The sequence below is a fragment of the Streptomyces sp. YS-3 genome (assembly GCF_045257485.1).
Classification (GTDB): Bacteria; Actinomycetota; Actinomycetes; order Streptomycetales; family Streptomycetaceae; genus Streptomyces.
Window position 1 is genome coordinate 11,799 of the sequence record NZ_JBJHPC010000023.1, and the last position, 19,333, is coordinate 31,131.

The window sequence follows — 19,333 nt, forward strand, 5'->3', positions numbered from 1 at the left end:
TCACACCGGAGCCGAAGAACCAGCCTGTAGAAGGTGAATGGCGGGATAGGCCCGCCCTACCTCCAGGAGCGCCCTGTGGCGAGCACCGCCGGCGACCCCGAGCAGCCCCTTGACCAGGCCGGAGAGACCCCCTCCGCGGGCCCCTCCATCACCCCCTCCACGCCCAGCCGCCAAGGACCGGGCGTTTCCGCAGGTCAGACCCGGCGGACAGGGGGGCGTCGCAGGTCCGACAACCCTCACGTATCTAGGAAGCCCAAGCACAGGAGGACTTCGACCGAGCCTCGACGCCGGGAGCTCCTGCAAGCGCTGGGGATCTTCCAGAGGGCTACGCCCGACCAACTGTGGAAGCTGACCTGGCCGGACAACCAGCACGACAAGCTCGTACGGGACAACCTCCTGGATCTGGAGGACCACCACCTAGTGAGGATCGAAACGGTCCGGGAGGACCAGCGGCAGGTGTGGGTGCTGACGAAGCGAGGACACGGCGAGGTGAAGAGGCTGCTGGAGCCGAAGGGCATACGGGTCTCGGCACTGCGCGAGAAGAAGTACGACCCGGTCACCGGGAAACTGCTCGGCACCAGCTACGACGACCACGCCGCGGCGGTCACCTCAACGGCCGCCGAACTCCACCGCGCAGGCATCGGGCACCGGCTCGGCTTCCAGACCGAGATCGGGCACCGGCTCGCAGACGGCTACGTGCTGCGGGCGGACCTGGTGGTGCGGGCGCCGGAGGCCGGGGTGCCGGTGCTGCTGCTGGAGATCGACCGCCGCTCGGAGGACGCGCACGACCTGGTGGTCAAGCTGCGCCGGTACTGGGAGTGGGGCCGGCTGCTGCCGAAGGACGCGGCCAAGCACAATGTGGACCTGGTCCGCTCCCGGCCGGACGCGATCGAGCACGTCGACCACGAGCAGCGGCTGTGGCGCAGGGTCTACCCGCCGACCGGCCGGGAGGGCCTGGTCCCGGTGGCGTTCGTGTTCGCGGACACCACCGCGGCGAAGGTCGACAACACGGTCGCCGTGCTGGAGGAGGCCGGCCGCCGCTACTGGGCGCCGCGCCGGTACGACACCCTCTACCCGAAGGCGGTCACCGCGCGGGACTACCGCCAGGCGGTGCCCATCGTCGTCACCACCCTGGAGCAGCTCCAGGAGCACGGCGCCGGCGCGGCGGTGTGGCGGCGGCTGGGACGCAAGGAGGAGCAGACGCTGACGGCCGCGCTCGACAACCCCGACGGCCACGGCCTCTACCGCGCTCAGGAGGACCGCGCCGGCGCGGCGGACCAGCAGCGCCGCGCCGCACAGCGGGAGGCGGAGCGCCCGGTGTGCACGCGGTGTGGGCGGAAGTTCACCGACGAACGCTGGGAGGAGATCACCGTGCACCGCACCGCCGTACGGGCCGGAGACAAGTCCGTGTGCGGCCCGTGCCGCGCCGACGACATCGCCCGCGAGGAAGCCGTCGCAGAAGCGGCACGCCTCCGAGCCGGCGCGCCGCCGGAGCCGGAGGACAGCCCCGAGCCGGACCGGGGCCGCGGCTGGTTCCGCCGGCGCACCTGACCCGGGCAAGCCCAAGGGGGGCCTGGGCAAGCCCTCCGCGTGGGCGGGCTTGCCCAGGACAGACGGCTTGGTCAGCGGTCTGCTTCCGGGGCGGCCGCTTCGTCCGGCCCGGTTTCCGGATCCGAGTCGTCATCGACGCCGGAAACCGCTGCGTCATCGTCATCGTGTTCGGCAGGACTCTGAAGTCCCGCCGTCAACGCGGCTGCGGCGATCTGGTTGATCGTTGCCTGCGGGAAGAGGTGGCTGTAGTCGATCTTTGGTACGAGGTGGCTGAAATCCAGCTGAGGGAACAGCCCGCTGGGGTCGGGCTTGGGCAGCCCGGCGACGAGGCGATCAGCGGCCGCCTGGTTCAGGGTGGTGGCGATGTCGAGCGTGGGCATCGAAGCTCTGATCTGCTCGATGACGCCCTGCCCGAGAAGTTGCTGCTCACCCACGAGTTCATTCTGCTGTTCAGAACAGTCTCATCAGGCCTGTGGTTGCCCGTTCGGTAGGGGCCTCGCTGAATTAAGTGCCCGCAGCTACCACAGAGTTCCAGGTGGAACTTTCGTCAATTCGCACTCGCCTGCCGTCGGGTACGACTACCCTGCGTCGTGAGCAGAGTGCGTGATCAGGAACGGGCGGGGCACGCCGCGACAGGTTGGTGTGCTGGCAGCAGATCTGTAGGGGGTTCTGAGACAGCTGGTTGGAAACCAGCTCTGTCTCTCAATGGCCTCGTTGTCCTCGGAATGTCACGTGCGGTCTCCACGTCCCGCGCGCACGGCGGCGGGGCACCTGACGAGCGAGGTCTCATCAGTGAGTCCCACATCTGTACAGCTGACAGACGAGAACGGCGATCTCGTCCAGATCGATCGCGTCCCCGGCCCGCTCCCGGTTGCGGAGGCCAAGGAACTCGGCCAGCTCCGCCGGGCCATGCGCAACAATCCGCGGATCAACCTCTCGGACGAGGCGATCGAGGTCGCGGTCGGCGGTTTCCTCGACATTCCGCGTCTGACCATCTTGGCCACACACAAGGACAACGTCGACGGCCTTAACTCCTTCTATGCGGGAGCCACGCAGCTCCTGGTACTTGAGGGGCTGTTCGACGCAGAGAGCTTCTCCACAGTCCTCGGTAACCCGCGGCTGTCCGGTCAGGTCAAGGCCCCGCTGACGCCGGCTCCAACCGGTGTCCGGAATGGATTTGGTGAGCTGCTGGCACAGCTCAAGATCGAGTACGACAGCCCCGCCCATGCACGCAAAGTCGTTGAGGACGTGGCACGCGAGACGCTGCGCCAGGAGGGGGCCGACTACAGCGACTCCGTCCTCAGCAACGGTGTGATGACCCCGGTCGAGGCGGTACTCACTGAGACCCACTACGCCGACAACAGCCCGCCGACACTGACCGCCGCGCTTATCGACGGCACCTCGCGCTACGTCAGCGCCGCTGCAGCGCGCCACTACAACCCGGAGGCGACGACCCCCATAGAGCAAACCCGTACCATCGTCAGTACCTTCGGCAACAGCTTCGCCGCGTCCCGAACCGCGCGCCGCCGCGCATACAACCGCGATGCCGAGCGCCACAACGCCGCTTTGGCGCGCGACGGACTGACCATGGCCACCCTGCGCCAGCTCCAGACCCGCGCCGTACCGGCGCGCCTGATCGTGGGCGCCGTCCTCAGCGAGGACGACGCCCACGACGTGCTTGCAGCTGCCGTCGCCACGGCACAGAGTTCCCGGCATATCAGCATCAACCGCTGGAGCGACGCAGCCCAGGACGCCATGACTGCCCGCCGGATGGTCAACCATCTCCTGCACCGGCAGATGGTCAGCCCAGCGTTCGCTGCACTGGTCGCCGACGAGGAACTGACGGCGGAGCAGATCACCTCCATGGTGCCCGGTTGGGACAGCGGCCCGATGTGCGGCCCCGACGGCCGCATCCACCCGCTGTGGCGGGCCGTGCTGATCGTCCACACCCTGACGCGGTACAAGATCTTCGACGAAGCCAAGCGCTTTATCCGCAGCGACCGGGGCTTCGGGCAGGTCCGCGACGACCGTTACGCCGGGTTCCTCGGTGTGCTCATCGACATGCCCTGGCGGGCTGCCAAGCCGGCCACCACTGACGTGGCCCGCCGCGCCTGGCGTAATGGGGGCGCCCTGTACCCGGGTGTCTTCGGCGAGTGGGAACCCGTACCGGCCAGCGCCGAGCAGCTGCGCAAGCTCGCCGACGACGGCGACACTAACGCGCGGCACACCCTCACTGTGCTCGCTGGCACCGCCTTGATGGCAGACGCCGTGCTGACGCGCGACACCGGGAGCAAGGTCGATGATGGCCGTGTGCCGTACCGGGCAACCCCGCCCGTTGTCCTCGCCCCGTGGACATCAACCGCCCGGGGCCGCTGGCAGGCCAAGACCGTGGTGGAGACCTTCGACCCCAACAAGGCTGGCGGCACCGGCGAAGGCAAATCCATTCAGGCCCACTACACCTACGCCCACGTCGATGAGGTCGGCGAGCCGATCCCGGACGGCGCCACTCACGAGATCCTTCTTGAGAAGCACCTGTTCACGCAGGCCAACTCCGAACGTGCTGCTGACGAGCAAAAAAAGCGCCGCCAGGAACAGATGAATCGGGAGTCAGAGCAGAAGATCACGCGGGAGGAACGGAACGAGCGGAGCCGCATCAACCTCCTGCACACCCTCGGCGAGGCCCGTGCTGTTGTCGACCGCCTTACGGCAGAAGCCACAGACTTTCCCTCCCCGCTGACGGAGCATCCGATGGGCGGCCTGGCAGACTGGAAGCAAGTCCGCGGAAGCCTGCGCGACCTTGAAGACGCGCTGCTCGACGTGCGTCCGCCGGTCCAGACCGAGCCGACACGGCTTCGCGATGCAGACAGGCGGGAGGTGTGAGATGCCTCCGCACACGCTCACCTCAGATTAATTGATCGTCCAGCGCTGGCGGCTTGTCCTCGCAGCCACCCCGATTCAGAAGGCCCTCGTAGACCCGGGTGCCACAGCGGACCCAGTCGTCGCCTGGCCGGTCGGTCCTGCGGACCCCACAGCAGGGCTGCCACTCGGCCCCGCCCTGTACCTCATGCTCGACGCGGCCTACCGGCCCCGATATTGCGGCCGTACGACCCAGTCGCTGACGGCCCGTCTGCGGGGACACCGCCGGACGCGCCCGACCGAAGCTGCCCTTTGGCGATGGGCCCTGGCTGTCGCCGTTCGTCATGAGGCGCAGCCCCTCGCGCGAGCGGAGGAGTGGATGCGAGCATCCTTGACACCACCCGGTAACAAGATCCGCGCTGCGGGATGGGCCCATCCCCGGCAGTAGCATGGTGCATCTGAAGCGACCTGGGAGCCGGAGGGATTCATCGGAACGATGAATCCCTCCGGCTCTGGAACGGGCTGACAATCTCTGCAGAAGGCTCGCTCAGCACGTCTCATGAGACGTGCTGAGCGCGAAGAAGATGAGCAGGTCCGCGCGTACGGGCTCACGACAGAGGGCAAGCAACCCGAGGTGGCCGGCCTTCGCCCGACGCTACGGCCTCGACATCGAGCACCCGGTCCAGTTGGAGGTCGAAGCGCTGGGGCGGACGAACTCCAGCGCCTGGTCCTCGCCGCCGTCGACCCGTACATCGACCGCGACGTCCTCGCCCGGCAGATCGCTCGAGGAACAGCAGCGCCGCGCCCTGGAGGACTTCGCCGGCAGGTGGGGCGCGGAGGCCGATGAGTAGTCCTGGGCGGGTGGCCTGCGCGGGTGGGGCGAGGAGCAGCGGGACGGCCTGGCGGGCCAGTGGCTCCTGATGGTGCAGCGGACGAGGCGTAGGGCATCACGCAGAAGGTGCCGAGGGTGACGGCGATGATCAGGGTGAGGAACAGCCAGTAGGAGAAGCCGTGGCCGTCGGAGGAGGCGAGGAGGTATCCGTATGTGAGGCTGGTGGGGATGCCGGTGAGCGCGATACCTGCCGCCCAGCCCACCACGGTGAGCCCGAAGCCGAGACGGATGTACGCCCAGAACAGGGCGGGCCCGGCCACGGCCGCGATGGCCAGGAACACTGGGAAGTCAATGTCCCGGCCGCCGATGTACTCCGTGAGTTGAGGAACCGAGATGAAGCTCATAAAGCCCATGTAGGCGACGGCGATGACAACGAGGAGGATGGTGAGCACGCGGGCAGTGCGGGTGGTGGGAGGGGTGTTCGCGGCGTCGCTCATGAGGCAGTGGGCTCCTTCTCCTACGGCGGGCAGGGCAGTCGGCCCCGCTCCGGTATAGCCGACGGGGACCACAGGGGTGCGTGCTTCCGGCAAGGTTCCCCGGGGCCGGTGAGGAACAAGCCACTCGTAGCGGTGACGCGGCACCAGCGACTGCAACGCACCCGCTCGGACGTACACCACCGGCTCTGCAACGCGTGAGCACGTTGCACCTCTGACCTGGGAGAACACCGGGCAAAGGCCGGTCTGGGGGCCCGCGTTGCAGCTTCGTGCTGCACCCCCGTCCGGTGCCGAGAGGCAAGACGAAGGCCCCGGGGGTCACGACGCCCCGGGCAACCTGTCGCGCCCAGTCCATGCCCAGCTTCACCACCACCGGCTCCGCCTTGCCCTCGACCGCGACTGCTGGAAACCCCGGCGGAAGTTGCCGCCCATGAGCAAGCCGGGCGCGATGTCGGCGCTACGCCTTGCCCGCGGCCTTGAAGGGGAAGCCGAAGAGGCCGCCCTCTTCATCGTCGGTAAGGCGGGGGCTACGGATGTGGGGTTCGGGGTTGAACCCGCGCTGAGCGGCAGTGCCGAGAGTGTCGGTGTTGAGGGTGACGATGTACTGCATGTGCTCTTCCTCCGTCACTTCGGCTGCGAGCGCGAGGGCTCGTGCGACCTGCCGTTCGTCGACGCCGTCGTAGAGGTGGCTGTCGTGGATGAGGAAGTCGGGGCCGCGCTCGTGGCGGTGTGCGAGGACGGCCAGGGTGAGGTCGAAGCAGAAGATGACCATGTTATTGATGCCACGGCTGTCGTCGGCGTCGATCCGGGGCGTGATGCTGAGGCTGGTCCGGCCGGCCTCGATGGCGAGGTAGGCTTCGCGGCCCTCGCCGTACAGGCGCTGGGCGTACCGCGAGAACAGCAGGATCGCTTCGTCTGTCTGCTGGCGGCGCTCTCGGAGGTCGAGGTCGACGGCCTGTTGCAGTTCAACGCTCTTGGCGGTGATCTGGCGGGCGCTGGCTTCGAGGGCCTGCGCGGCGTCGAAGCGGTGGCGAAGAGCACCGAGAGCGGCCTCCTCCCGGCCCAGAGCTGTCTGCAGGGCGGTCAGCGCTTCCAGCGCTCCACCGTCCGCCAACTCGCGCAGGAGGCGGGCCTGGTCCTCGCCCAGGTCGGCACGTTCCTGACGCCGGGCGGCCAAGCGGTCGGTGAGTTCCTGGATCTCTTCCTCCAGGAACCTGCGCCGGTTGCGTACGACGGAGTGGTGGAATGCCTTGACGTCGTCGAAGCGACGCCGGACCTGGTCGTTGAGGATGACCCCGAGTTCGCGGTAGGCCGGCTCGAGGTAGGACACCTCGACGTCGGTGGTCTCGGTGACCGCGCCCCGTAGTTCTTCGAGGTTGTGCTGGTCGATCACGTCGTCCTGGGCGAGCTGCTTGATCCGGCGGCTTACCTGGTCTGCGCGCTCCTTGAGCCGCTCGTACTCAGGGACGACCTGGAAGGCGGCAACCTGCGTCCGAAGCCGCTCTACCTGTGCCTCGGCGAGAGTGATCTGGCCCCTCAGATCGGCCGTGGAACCGACGATCCGACCCCAGACCGGATCGTTGACGGCCTTCCTCAGTTGATCTCTGGTCGCCTTGCGGGCATTGAGCTCGCGGTATCCGTTGACCAGTTGCCAGTCCAGCCCCAGGAGGTAGGACAGGTTCGAAGATGCCTCGGCGGCCGCCTGTCGGGAGAACGTCCGGGTCGGCTCGTTGAAGCCGTGCGCGGAGACCCGGCGGATGAGGAACGACAGGAGTGTGCGGCCACTCACTCCGGGATGGTCGCCATCCAGTCCGAAGAGGTCCCGCTCGATGACGCGATTCCACTGTTCCACGGACAGTTCGACGTCCTGGCTATGGGCGAAGAGAATGTCGTCCGGAATGCCGGATACGTCCCGGCTCAGCGACACGACCTTGGGATTGTCCCCGCGCCGCCGTACCTCAAGCGGATCGTCCTGCCACGGCCAGTCCATAGCGAGGCCGAAGGTGATGTGGCGCAGCGCCTTGTTTGTGGCCAGCGACCCGGAGGATTTGGCCCCCAGAAGGAAGTGGATGAGTTCGATCACGCTGGACTTGCCGGCGCTGTTACGGCTGTCGGTCTCAGCCGACGACGAGGTGGTGTCCGCGACCAGCAGGTTCAGTCCCGGCGAGAACTCCACCGTTTTGAACCGCGCGTCATCAGCGCTCAGACGGCGCAGCATCCGTACTCCTTGCGACGAGAACGTCCTGGACCAACTCCACCGCACCCATGGCGAAGAGAATGTCCAGGGCCAGAACGAACCACTCGAACGATACCGGCGAGGTATGGGCCTGATCAGCGCGCCAGTTCTTCAGCCTCGCCCACGTCTGGCTGACGGTCCGCGGTTCATCGAGTTGGAGAAGAACCTGCGCGCCGACAGCGAGCAGGCAGCGGTCAGGAGCGATCCCCTTCGTCGGAGTGATCATGCGGTCAACCCGATGCCCGGTTGCCAGTCGGCGGGCGGCGTCTCGAAGATGTCGCATCGTTCGAAAAAGTGCGCCAGGACGACAAGGGCGGCGCGCAGCACCTTCGGTCGCGGCTGGGCGTTCCCCAGGAAGTACATCTTGAGCTGCCAAAGGACGTCGTCGGCCTCGCTGTAGTCGCGACGCACCTGCTGGTAGTACAGGCGGAAGCCCTCCGCGACCTCGTCGTGTTCCAGCTCGCTTCGGGTGCCGGCGTAGAACGCGTCCACCAGGTAGCTCTGACGCATGCCCCGGAGGAGGTCCTCCCGATCGGCTCCTTCGATCCGGTTGAAGTCCAGCTTCTCCACCGGTACGTCGGGCAGGGACATCAGAGGGTTGGATTCGGCGCGGATCTCCTGCAGCTGCTTCAGCAAAGGCGCCAGGTCCTCCATTCCGATGCCGAAAGTGGTGTCCTTGATGGGGATCTCGCAGCGGAGGACATCCTCGGCCGCCATCTGATCAAGCTGCATGCACTCGTGCCACAGCCGTCGGGTGCCCATCTGCTCGAATCGCAGCGAGGGCATGCTGTCCCGCGCGCTTGCCAGCAGAGATGTGACTTCCGGATGCACACCCCGTCTGTCGTTGTGCACGAAGACAAAGGTGTCGAACTCGCCGTTCCGCTTGGTGATCGCCCCTGAGAGATCCCCGTCGAACTTCTTGCGGATCTTGTCCGGTTTCACGGTCTGCGGTGCGTAGCAGGCGTATAGCTTTCGCGAATGCAGGCTGAGACCATCGGCTGACCTGTCACCCAGGCTGCCAGCCGTGCGCACGTCGAGGAAGTCTGGATAGCGCAAACACATCAGCCGATGGAAGAAGTCCTCGAACTCGTTCTCGTAAAGCTCCGCTATCAACTCGAGGAACTTGACGTGGGCATACATCCGCTGCTCAAACCGCATGAACCCCCCTTGCACACAGAGCTGCCAGCGTAGCTGTGCGTAATTAGACCCAACACCCTTTGATCAGATCCTATGGTTGCTCACGCCCAGTCCACGCCCGGCTGTGCGAGGCGGCGTGCTGGTCGGCGGTGAGCTTGTCGCGCCGATCTTCGTGTTGGAGATCCTTACGCCCAGCTTCACCACCACCGGCTCCGCCGCGCCGTCGATCGCGATCTCCTCACCGTGCGCGCGGGGCGCCGGCCGGTCCGCGCCCTCCCACTCCACCCACTGCGTGAGGGTCGCCAAACCCGGTTGGAACGCCTGCTGCGCCTTGCCCGGACTTCTTCCGCTCCACGAGCGGTTGTCGGGGCTGGAGGCGGCGTCTGGTCGGGCTCTAGGCCCAGGGCGCTGAGCCGCTTCTGCTGCCCGGGCCGTGCCCAGATGCTCGGCTGCTTCTGCTTCTGCTTCTGCTTCTGCTGATGCGCGTGCTTCTCATATAGCAGCGCAGCCGAGGCCAGCCGCGCTCCGCGCATCGCGCGGAGCGACTCGGTGACGGCGTCCACCACGCGCTTGTCGCCGGCCAGGCGCGGGTAGTCGTTGCAGTCGACCACGGTGGAGCCCGGACACGGGAGACGCCGGCCGCGCAGGATGTGCCTGCCTCCCCACCGGCCCCGGATCCGGTCGGCGTGTAAAGCCTCCACCCGTTGCTGGACGAAGGTGGGCGGCAGCGGCCGGCGGTCGACCGCGATCTCCTCAGCGTGACCACGCCGTACGGGCCGGTGGTTGCCTTCCCCCTCCGCCCACGGCCCGCTACAACGCCTGGCGCATGCGGAGTGCTACTGAGGAGGAGTGGCTGGCGGTTCACCGTTGTTGCTCCGTGCTTCCCTCTGCTGACGCATCAGGTTTCTCATGTGCTCGTGTTCGGTCCGAATGGCAGGGGCATTGGCCAGCTTGTAGTTATCTGACAGAGCCTTCACCACTTCCTGGATCTTGCCGAGCTTGTCTTCGATCTGTTTCGTCGGCCGGTCCTTCATCAGTGACTCCGCCCAAGTCCCGAAGTCGACCACGTACTCGAGAGACTCCACGCTTCCGTTGGGCCCTTCGGATTCGACGGTGAAGGTGTATGCGGTGGGCAGGTCACTGTTCTCGAACCGGTCCTGCTTGTCCAGGAGGAACTCGAGCCGGCGCCCGGGCGGCAGCATGGGAATGGTGCGGGACAAGGCGCGTTGCAGCATCTCCGTCAGGTCGTCCCCCCCACCCGGAGATCAGGGGCGGATCGCAGGAGATACGCACATCACGGGCCACGGTCGGGCCGATGTTCTCGATGACGACCACGAGGATCCCCGAGGTGGGGTCTGAGGGCTGGATGTCGACGACCACGTACGGCTCGTTCTGCTCCCGATGGATGCGTTCTGCCAGCGCCAGCTGCTCGCGGTGCAGACGTTCTGCCTGCTGGAGTTGCTCATGGGCCACACGTACCTGCTCATCGGCTGCACGGGCTTGCTTGTCGGAGTGGCTTGCCGAGGCTGATGCGGTCCTTGCCTGCCAGATAGCGATGGCAGCGGCGCCCACCGACACGGTGCCCGTGCTGAGTGCGATCCAGTCTCCTACGTCCATGAGGCGAAGCTAGCGGGAGGGGTCGACATGCACCGGGAAGGCTTCCTTGATCACCGTCGCTTGCATCGGACACTGGGCCTGGGGCCGCGGCGCGTAGTTGATCTCCATCCGCCGCTCCAGCCGCACTGCAGCCCCTATGGGGAAGCCTCCGTCCGGACACGGGTTGTCGCGTGCGGCAGCTAGATAGGTGTGGCTACACGGCGGACCAGCAGTTGGCGAAGCCGCACTGGAGGTCCGTCCAACGGCGCAGCTCGGCAGGGTTGGGGCTGGGGTAGCCGAGGTGCCCCACGCCCTCGACCCAGCGGTTCCATGGACCATCGGGCTGGGTGAAGCGGTCGGCGTAGTGGGTGGCGAGCCGGGCGTCGAGGTGGAGGAGGGCGCCGAGGGCGGCGGCCTGGTCGTAGTGGAGGTCGGTGCGGGCCAGGTAGTGGTCGAGGTAGGCGGTGAGGATCTCGCTGTCCGCGCGGGTGGCGAAGCGGGCCAGGGCGAAGCAGTAGCCGGCGCCCGAGTAGCAGACCTCGCTGGCCAGTAGCAGGCCCGCGATGCGTTCGCGGAACGATTCGCGGCGGCCGACGCCGATCAGCCAGGCGCCGGTGAGGCGCGAGCGCCATTCGTAGGCAAGGAGGGCTTCCAGCTCCTCGTCGGTGATGGAAGCCGCGTCGTCAATCAAATGGCGGGCAAAGCGCTCGGCGTGCGGCCACCCCGGTCGCAGGGCGCGTGCACCGTTCAGCTCTAGGTAGCGCGGGGCGTCCGAGTCCATCCTCATCACATAACGCTCGATGACGTAGCCGTGGCTGGTCTTGTCGGGGTGCTGGGACCGCATCGGTCACCTGTCTGGGTACAGGTCAGGCTGTGGCGGGCAGGGCGATGGGCAGGGCCCAGCCGTCGTAGTAGGTGCGGAACCGCGTCGTCGTGCCACCATCCTGACCCACGACCTTGACCCGAAAGATAGGGGTACCCCCGGGCAGACGCACGTCCTTCGGGCGTGCGAGGCTGAGTGGCCGGGGCCCGGTGGACATGGTGCGCGCGCCCGCGCGGGTCATGATCGTGACGGAGCGCCAGGCCCCGGCACACCTACCCGCGCCTTGGAGGAGGTGGGCACGAAGTGGCCGTGCACATGGGGCTGTGCGTCGGGGTCCCTGCGCATTGGCCGGCGCGCGTACCGTTTCATGCACACCGGTTCTCGGGCGCCCGCTCGAGACACTCGAATGGCGGTCCTGGAAGGAGCGAGGGTCGGCCGCGACTGCTCGTGGTCCCCCCTCAGGGGCGGGGCCGGGTTACACCTTCGGGAGGAAGCCGGGGTCGATGCCGAGCGCGGCGGTCGCCTCGCGCACCGCGCGGATGAAGCGGTGGATCTCCGCTACCAGGTCCTCCCAGGACACCGGGGCACTCCAGAGATCGGGTTCGAGGACGGAGCCCACCCGCCAGCCCCCGTCACAGCCGACGATGCGGACGACACCGCGCTCTGACCAGTCCATCGAGTCGAGCTCGAAGTCGCAGCGATACTCCCTGGGGCTCTGGAGCCACGTGGCCAGCTCGAAGGCCAGTTCGGCGACCTGGAAATGTACGTCCTCCCACAGCGTCTGGCCGTCTTCCTCGATGGCGAAGTCCGCCTCGATGTCCAAAAGCAGCGCGATGAGCGGGGCGTTGCCCGGTGTGTACCCGCGCTTGGGCAGGTCTGGTGCGCCGATGTTGCCAAAGACGAACCTCATAGCGGTGGCGCTCTCCCGTTGATGGGGGCCTGCTTGTGGTGAGGCCGTTCAGGAAGAGATGACCGTATCAGGACCTTCAAGGCCCTTCACCTGGGGATTCGTGCCCCGCAGCCCCTCATCTGAGGAGTGCAGTGGATGCATAGGCGGGCGAGAGCGGCGCTCCGGGTCTCTGGCCAGCTCAGGCTGGCCGCAGAAACCGCCGTGCCCGAGCCTCGGGCCGTCAGATCAGTGGCGTGCGGGTGCCTGGGCCGACTCACCCGCTGGAGCCTGGGCCCTACATGTCGGGTCCTACCTGGCGGCCCCTTGCCCACTGGTCCTCGAACTCGCGCTGGCTGATCTCCTGACCCGCCAGCGCCGGATCGAAGAGGTCAACGATCGGCGGGTTGAACGGCCAGTCATCAGGGCCACTGCGCAGGGCGGTTCCATTCTCGGCGAGCTCCACCTGGCGCATCCGGCGCCCATCGGGCCCGATTTCCATCAAGTAGACAACCGGCTCGTCGTCCTCGTCGTCCCACCGCCGTCGCAAGTACACAATGTTCCGGCCCGCGAGCGCGCCGAAACCCTCATGACCACGCTGCGCGTCACGCTCGGCACGCAGGCTGGCCAGACCAGGAGGCATCAGAGGAGTGTCGATGTCGACTTTCTCCAGCTCGTTGTCTTCGAACCGTGCCACCACCTCTGGGTCAATGACGACCTCGACCCAGGCGAACGTTTTGAGGACTTCCCGGGCAGACCGCGCATGGACCCACCACCACGAGCCGCCCATGCCGTAGTCGTGCAGGACGAGGAGGCGGTGCTTGTGCGAGCTCTTGGTGCCAGTCATAGGGACTGAGCCTAACGAGGAACGCCGGGGCTGCTTGCCAGGTCAAACCCACCTGGCGAACGGTCGAGATCGTTTGTCAGAGGTCACTCACGGCCCTAATCAAAGGCGCCTGTCCCTTGCCTCGGACAGTGACGTGGGGTCCGTGGACGGCGTCTCACAACAGCCCAGACATCCCCATGCATGGTCCACGGCGCTGAGTCCGCCAGTGTCGCCGTCACGACCATGGTCCGTGCCGGTGCGGGGACCATGTCCACCAGGCCCCGGCACGCCAGGGTTACACAGCTGGACCGGGTGGGGCGGGGGTCGCCATAGGCCTCCACTGACCGCCTTCCGTTACCAGCGCATGTCGAGGGCGTCCAGATCGTTGCGGCGTTGCGCGGGCAGCTTTGCTGCTCGTCGGCGTGTGTTGTCGAGGAACATCCCCAGCTTGACCTCTACATGGCCCCCGCTGCCCGCTGGAAGCCCGGCCATGCTGTCGCCGGACTCCGGTCGCTCCAGTCGCTCCACATGGTTTCTGGGTACGTTCAGGTGTCCTTCGCGTGTGTGGTACTGCCGGGCCGCGGTGAGGTTCAGCGCCCACTTGGCATCCTGCGGCTTCACCGGCTGCGTCGGCGCCTGGAGCGGCTCCAGTCCCAGGATCTCCAGCAGGACCCGCTGCCCGGCCGACAGGCGTTCCCACCCCACGCGTTGTGTGGTGATCCATCGTCCGAGGTCTTCGCCCTGGACGATGACGTCACCCGCAGCCAGCGGCACGGGCCCGCCGTTGTCGGTGTGGGTTTTGGTGAGGTGGAAGCAGCGCTGCCAGTTGGTGTCCCATGTGGGGCACCAGCCGGGGTCGAGGTCGTCCAGGGCGTCCATGCGCGTGGGCGGCATCGCTCCGGCTGCGTTGATGGGCAGTCCGGCTTCCCGGCGCGCGATGTTCACCAGTGCCTTCCTGCCTGCCGCCCGCTGGTTCTTGGCCCACACGCCGATCGGGTAGCCCTCCCACACGGCGGTGGTGGGGGGCAGGAAGTGCCCGTGCGCGGCCGTCCAGGCCCGCGCCACCGCGAGCCCTTCCTCGAACGCGACGTCCTGGTGTGACCACACCATCCCCAGTCCATCGAGCTGCGCTGCGCGCTCCGCGGTGAGGCGTCCGGTGTTGTAGTGCCGGCGTTGGTCGGCCAGCCAGGTCCCGAGGGGGAAGGCGGCGGGTCGCCAGTTTTCGGGGGTGACGTAGTCGTAGGGGACTCGCAGTTCCCTGGTTCCGGCCTCTTTGGTGCTTGTCTCTCTCATGTACTGGGCGGCGGCTTGGATGCCGCGGCGCCAGTACTCACCCTCGGGTTCGATCACCCTCAGTCGCACGAACCTGGCGAGCTCCGTGGGGTCTCTGGGCGTGCTGAACCGCAGCAGCTGTGCCGCTGCCCCGCTCATCGCCCTGCTCCGCACGTCGCCTTCCCCGGCCATGTCAGCGTTGTCGACGTCCTGGTCGTCGCTGTCCCCGTCCTGGCCGTCGTTGCCCTCGCGCTCGCCGGTCCAACTTCCGCTGCGTACGCGGGGGTCGGCGAGGGCTTCGATGGTGTCGGTGTCGTGTGCCCGAAGCGCTTCGAGGATCTTGGCGAGGGTGTTGTAGGCGGTGGAGGTGAGCATGTCGTCGGGTTTTTCGTCCGGTCCGAGGAATACCGGAACGATAAGAGAGGCAATCTTTCCCTCACCCGCCTTCATTCTTAGTGCTCGTCCGACCATTTGCACGATGTCGACCATCGACCCCCGCGCGTCACAAAAAGCGACCGCATCACAATGTGCTGTATCAACACCTTCACCGAGTACTTTCACTGAACTCAGCACCTGCAGTGCGGCGGGAAGAGGCGGTGCTTTCCGTCCCTTCGTGCCTGCTGGTGGTTCGATGATGTCGGAGGCGAAGGTGTCCAGTACCAGCCGCCGGTGTCGGGGGGCGTGTTCGCCGCAGAGCCAGTCGGCCCACACTCGCTCGGCAGGCGGGAAGTGCCGGGGTTCCTGGGCGCGCAGCTGCTGCGCGACGCCGGCGATGCCCTGTGCCATGGCCTCAGCCTCGGCGACCCGGCTGTGGAAGGTCAGGATCTTGCGCAGGTTCTCTGCGGCGGCTGCGGTGAGGAGTCCGGTCTGGAGTGCGGCCAGGCGCGCCCCGCGCACCGCCTCCGAGCCTCGCTCACCCAGCGCGTGGGCCTGGTGGAGCTCGGGGTCGCGGATGTCGATGCAGATGACTTGGTAGGGGGCGACCAGGCCGCGGTTGATGGCTTCGGACAGCTTCAGCTTGTACGCGACCGGCCCGAACACTGCCGAGTCCTCGTCCATGCTCGCGACCAGCCGCGCCGCGCCTTGTGGGTTGCCGGGGGCTTGGGCTTCCCAGATGCGGGCGGTGGCGGTCATGTACAGCCGGCGCACCGCGGGGATCTGCTCCTGGTCGTGGACGGCCGCCCATGGCTTGCCAGCGTCCCCGCTGGTGCGGTGGGCCTCGTCCACGACCATCAGGTCCCACGCGCCCAGCCCGGCTTCGTGGGCGCGTTGGAGGATGCCGAGGCCGACGGAGGCGTAGGTGGCGAACACCGTCACGCTGTCCAGGCCCCTGAGCCATGCCACGAGTTCGTCCGGGTCGGTGGTGCAGGGGATGCCGTCTGACTCTTCGGCCCGCAGTGAGCACACCCCGACCATGGCCCCGGTTCGGCCGCCGGCCCGCCAGGCGGCGGCCATCTGCGTCAGCAGGTCCAGGGTGGGCACGAGGACCAGCACCCGGCGTGCATGGAGGCGTTGGGCGGAGGCGACGGCGATGAGGGTTTTGCCGGATCCGGTCGCGGCGATGACCTGGGTACGCAGGCCTTCGGGAGGAATTCTACCCAAGGGCGTCTGAAGCATTCTCAGAACTGCGTCGACTGCCTCGACTTGATGTGGCCTCAGCTTCATCTCCGGCATTCTGGCCGCTCCATTCTGCCGTGAAATGCTGGTATCTTTGAGAAGGACTGACCGGCACCCAGGGGCGCCAGTGAGACGCAGGTCGTTCCCGTGTGAATCTGAGTGAGGGTGTCACTGGGCTGTGCATGGTGCCGCTGGTGCAGGGACTGTGCGGTTGGCCTGCTCGCATGTGGTTTCGGGGTGTCATTGGGACGCAGCGATCATGGTGTCATCTGAGTGACGTCTGGCCGTCGGTGTGGTGCAGATTCCTGAGCGGGTGGGGGAGTGTACGCCGAGCGCTGATCCTTCGTGCTTTCTTCCTCGAACTTCCGTGTTCCATATAGGGGTTGGCGGACCGTGGTGTGTGGATGAGTAGCCCATGTGTCAGGGGGCCGCTATGGCTCGCACCAATCGACACGTTTCCAGCGATACAGATCATGCGGCCTTGTCCGTGGCGCCTGGGGGGCTGGGGCGTCGTCAGGCCGTGTCGCGTCTGTCGGTGTTGGACGAGCGTGGGGAGCTGACCACCGAGCACGTGCGGCTGGTCGCGTCGTCGGTGGGGGTGTCGCTGCGCACGGTCTGGCGGTGGCTTGAGGCCGTCCGCGATGGGCGTATGGGCCCTGCCCAGCGGGAGCGGTTTCGGATCACGCCCGAGTTGCATGCCCGCCTGGTGGCGTGGTGTGGGAACGCGGCCGCGCTGCACCGGGAACTGGTGACTGAGGCCGAGCGGGCTCGGGCCGAGGGGAAGGAGGTGCCCGCGGTGCCGTCTTTGGCGACGCTGCACCGGGCGATCCGCCTCGACCTGAATCCGGGGCAGCGTGCTGCACTCGTCGGCGGGGAGCGCGCCCGGCGGCGTCATGATGTGCATCTCAAGCGCCCGAGGCTGTGGCGGAATGCCTGCTGGGAGGGCGATCACAAGCATGTCCCGGTCGAGGTGCTTCTGGATGGGGAGTTGGTGTTCCCGTGGGTGACGTGGTTCATCGACTGTGCGACCGAGGCGATCCCGGGTGCGGCGATCACGCCGCATCAGCCCTCCAGGGACGCTGTTCTCGCCGCTTTGCGGATTGCGCTCTCGCGGGACCAGGAGCCCACTGGCCCGTACGGGCCGATCGGCGGTGTGCCGTCGCTGGTGCGGATCGACCGCGGCGCTGATTTCCTCTCCCGCACCGTCACCGACGCTCTGGGTCACTTCGCCGTGCCGGTGCATCCTCTTCCCCCGTACCGACCGGATTTGAAGGGGTCGATCGAGAACCTGAACAAGTGCGCCCAGAAGATGTTCTTCGCCTCCCTGCCGCGCTACACCCACGCCCCCACCGCCGAGCTGCGCCCCGGCCGGAGCAGCGCGCAGGCCGATGGCACGCCGCCGCTTCCGTTCGCCGTGTTCGTCCGTCTGCTGCTGGAGTGGGTCACCTGGTGGAACACCGAGCACTCTTCTCAGGCCCTTTCCGGGCGTACCCCGCTTGAGGCGTGGCGGGCCGATCCGACCCCGATCGAGGATGTGGACCGTGAGCTGCTGTACCGGTACACGCTCGCCGACGACGGCCGCATGCGCACTCTGACCGCGAGCGGGGTGCGGTGGCAGAACCGGTATTACGTGGGGGAGTGGATGCACGGCGACGCGGACGCGGGTACGAAGGTCCGTATCCGCTACATCCCGCACCACGACCACGAGATCGAGGTGTTCGACGTGGCAGGCGGCAAGTATTTGGGCCCGGCGCATCTGGCGGATGCGGCTACGCCGGAGCAGCGGCGTGCCCACCGGCGCCGCAAGGGGGCCGAGAAACGCCGTCTGGTCCGTGCGCTGTCGGCCGCTTCCGAGCACACCCGTACGCGGTATGCGGCGGTCACCGAGGCCCAACACCCTGAGCGACTTGAGGTGTTGACCACGGCCGACGCGGCTGCCGAGACGGCCACGATGCGGCTGAGTGACGCGGCCGAGTGGGCGCTGCCCGATCTGATCCCGCCCGCTGCGCCGCCAGAGCACGTGCGTACCCCGGCCTCGCTGCGCACCCGGTGCCGGCCAGGAGAGCCGGCCGACGGCCCCGGCGCGCCCGATCAGGGAGGTGCCCAGTGACTGGCACCCTGCCCCCGGACGAGGGGGACCACTACCTGTACCGGAACCTGCGCGATGCGCACGTCGTGGCAACCGCCGCGCTGCTTCGGGCGCGGGAGAGCCTGGCCGACACGGTCGAGGCGCGGGCGATGATGTGCGTCTACGGCGCTGCGGGCTGCGGCAAGACGCTGGCGGTCAACTACGGCCTGCGGGAGCTTGAACCCGGCGAGGAGGTACGGCAGATCACGTTCCGTTCCCGCCCCACCGCCCGTGCGGTCCGCTACGAGATCTTCGCCGCGCTCGGCCTCAGGGGCGATGCCCCGGCCCACCCGTCCGAGTTCGACCGGCTCCTCAAGGACGCCCTGGCCACCAAGCCGCGCACGCTGCTGGTGGACGAGGCCCAGTGGCTCAACTCCGAAGCATTCGAGTACTTCCGCTACCTCTACGACGACTACGCCACCCAGCTGGCGATCATCTTCGTCGGCGGACCGGGCTGCTACACGGTGCTGCGCAAAGAACCGATGCTGGCCTCCCGAATCTTCATCTGGCAGCGCTTCAAACCGCTGACCCGCACCGAAGTGCTCGAGGCGATCCCGCTGTTCCACCCGGTGTGGGAGCACGCGAAGAGCGACGATCTCCTGTTCGCCGACGACCACGCCGCGCACGGCAACTTCCGCAACTGGGCCTGGCTGACCGCCCATGTACTGCGCGGCTGCAAGCGTCTGGGGCGCGGGACGGTGGATACCGAGATCCTCCAGTGGACCTTCAGCCACCTGGGCGAGAACGGCGCCCCGGGCGAGGAACGATGAGCCGCACCACCCAGGCCGCTGCCCGCGCCCCTACCCCGTCCCCGACGAGGCGCCGGCGCACCGCTGCTTGCCCCGCACCCCCCGACCGCACCACACCTGCTGTGCCGCGGCATTACCTGTCGCTCGCAGACGCCGAGACCGTCCTGGTGCCCATCCTCGACCATTTGGTCCGGGCCCTTGAGCAGACCACTGCCCAGCAGGCGTTCATGTGCCTGTCCGGGGATGCCGGGGTCGGCAAGACCTTCGCCGTTGACACCGTGCTCGCCTCCGGTAACCTGTCCGCCCGCCCCCTGCGGCTTGCCCGTCTTG

General features: G+C 67.5%; 14 protein-coding genes and 1 pseudogene. 6 read left to right on the forward strand and 9 right to left on the reverse strand.

All coding sequences use genetic code 11. The features are described from left to right. The first annotated feature begins 75 nt into the window (after positions 1-75). Entirely contained in the window at positions 76-1,551 is a 1,476-nt protein-coding gene (locus ACJA3G_RS04180) for a replication-relaxation family protein (protein ID WP_406551489.1), read from the forward strand. Between the two features lie 71 nt (positions 1,552-1,622). On the opposite strand, the gene ACJA3G_RS04185 is transcribed toward ACJA3G_RS04180, so the two are convergent. Continuing rightward, positions 1,623-1,985 carry a hypothetical protein gene (locus ACJA3G_RS04185; protein WP_406551490.1) on the reverse strand — a complete coding sequence of 121 codons (363 nt, stop codon included), beginning with the start codon at positions 1,983-1,985 and terminating at the stop codon, positions 1,623-1,625. A gap of 358 nt (positions 1,986-2,343) precedes the next feature. Here ACJA3G_RS04185 and ACJA3G_RS04190 point away from each other — a divergent pair, with 358 nt between their 5' ends. Both ACJA3G_RS04190 and ACJA3G_RS04195 read left to right on the forward strand, forming a co-directional pair. Continuing rightward, the gene (locus ACJA3G_RS04190) at positions 2,344-4,431 is read left to right on the forward strand and encodes a hypothetical protein (protein ID WP_406551491.1); all 2,088 of its coding nucleotides are present in this window, start codon (positions 2,344-2,346) and stop codon (positions 4,429-4,431) included. A gap of 560 nt (positions 4,432-4,991) precedes the next feature. Beyond that, entirely contained in the window at positions 4,992-5,258 is a 267-nt protein-coding gene (locus ACJA3G_RS04195; protein ID WP_406551492.1) for a hypothetical protein, read from the forward strand. A gap of 932 nt (positions 5,259-6,190) precedes the next feature. Here ACJA3G_RS04195 and ACJA3G_RS04200 read toward each other — a convergent pair. From ACJA3G_RS04200 to ACJA3G_RS04235, 8 genes are all read right to left on the reverse strand, one after another. Further along, positions 6,191-7,951, reverse strand: coding sequence for an ABC-three component system protein (locus ACJA3G_RS04200; protein ID WP_406551493.1), 1,761 nt, complete (start codon positions 7,949-7,951; stop codon positions 6,191-6,193). Beyond that, entirely contained in the window at positions 7,929-8,195 is a 267-nt protein-coding gene (locus ACJA3G_RS04205) for an ABC-three component system middle component 6 (RefSeq protein ID WP_406551494.1), read from the reverse strand. Before ACJA3G_RS04205 ends, ACJA3G_RS04200 begins: the two co-directional genes overlap by 23 nt. Next, a complete protein-coding gene (locus tag ACJA3G_RS04210) occupies positions 8,192-9,127 on the reverse strand; it encodes an ABC-three component system protein (protein ID WP_406551495.1) in 936 nt (311 codons plus the stop codon). Before ACJA3G_RS04210 ends, ACJA3G_RS04205 begins: the two co-directional genes overlap by 4 nt. 815 nt (positions 9,128-9,942) lie before the next feature. Further along, complete coding sequence (locus ACJA3G_RS04215) at positions 9,943-10,341, reverse strand: hypothetical protein (RefSeq protein ID WP_406551496.1); 399 nt, start codon at positions 10,339-10,341, stop codon at positions 9,943-9,945. A gap of 575 nt (positions 10,342-10,916) precedes the next feature. After that, positions 10,917-11,546 carry a DUF6000 family protein gene (locus tag ACJA3G_RS04220; protein WP_406551497.1) on the reverse strand — a complete coding sequence of 210 codons (630 nt, stop codon included), beginning with the start codon at positions 11,544-11,546 and terminating at the stop codon, positions 10,917-10,919. A gap of 454 nt (positions 11,547-12,000) precedes the next feature. Next, on the reverse strand, positions 12,001-12,435 hold the full coding sequence (locus tag ACJA3G_RS04225) for a hypothetical protein (protein ID WP_406551498.1): 435 nt from the start codon (positions 12,433-12,435) through the stop codon (positions 12,001-12,003). A gap of 274 nt (positions 12,436-12,709) precedes the next feature. Continuing rightward, positions 12,710-13,258, reverse strand: a complete 549-nt coding sequence (locus ACJA3G_RS04230) for a hypothetical protein (protein WP_406551499.1) — start codon at positions 13,256-13,258, stop codon at positions 12,710-12,712. Between the two features lie 333 nt (positions 13,259-13,591). Then, positions 13,592-16,183, reverse strand: a complete 2,592-nt coding sequence (locus ACJA3G_RS04235; protein WP_406551500.1) for a Helicase associated domain protein — start codon at positions 16,181-16,183, stop codon at positions 13,592-13,594. A gap of 463 nt (positions 16,184-16,646) precedes the next feature. Between ACJA3G_RS04235 and ACJA3G_RS04240 the strand changes: the two genes are divergently transcribed. The 3 genes and pseudogenes from ACJA3G_RS04240 to ACJA3G_RS04250 form a co-directional block, all read left to right on the forward strand. Beyond that, the gene (locus tag ACJA3G_RS04240) at positions 16,647-18,236 is read left to right on the forward strand and encodes a Mu transposase C-terminal domain-containing protein (protein ID WP_406551503.1); all 1,590 of its coding nucleotides are present in this window, start codon (positions 16,647-16,649) and stop codon (positions 18,234-18,236) included. Next, positions 18,233-19,024, forward strand: a complete 792-nt coding sequence (locus ACJA3G_RS04245; protein ID WP_406551501.1) for an AAA family ATPase — start codon at positions 18,233-18,235, stop codon at positions 19,022-19,024. Before ACJA3G_RS04240 ends, ACJA3G_RS04245 begins: the two co-directional genes overlap by 4 nt. 101 nt (positions 19,025-19,125) lie before the next feature. Then, positions 19,126-19,333 (forward strand): annotated as a pseudogene (locus tag ACJA3G_RS04250) (hypothetical protein); the annotation flags it as partial.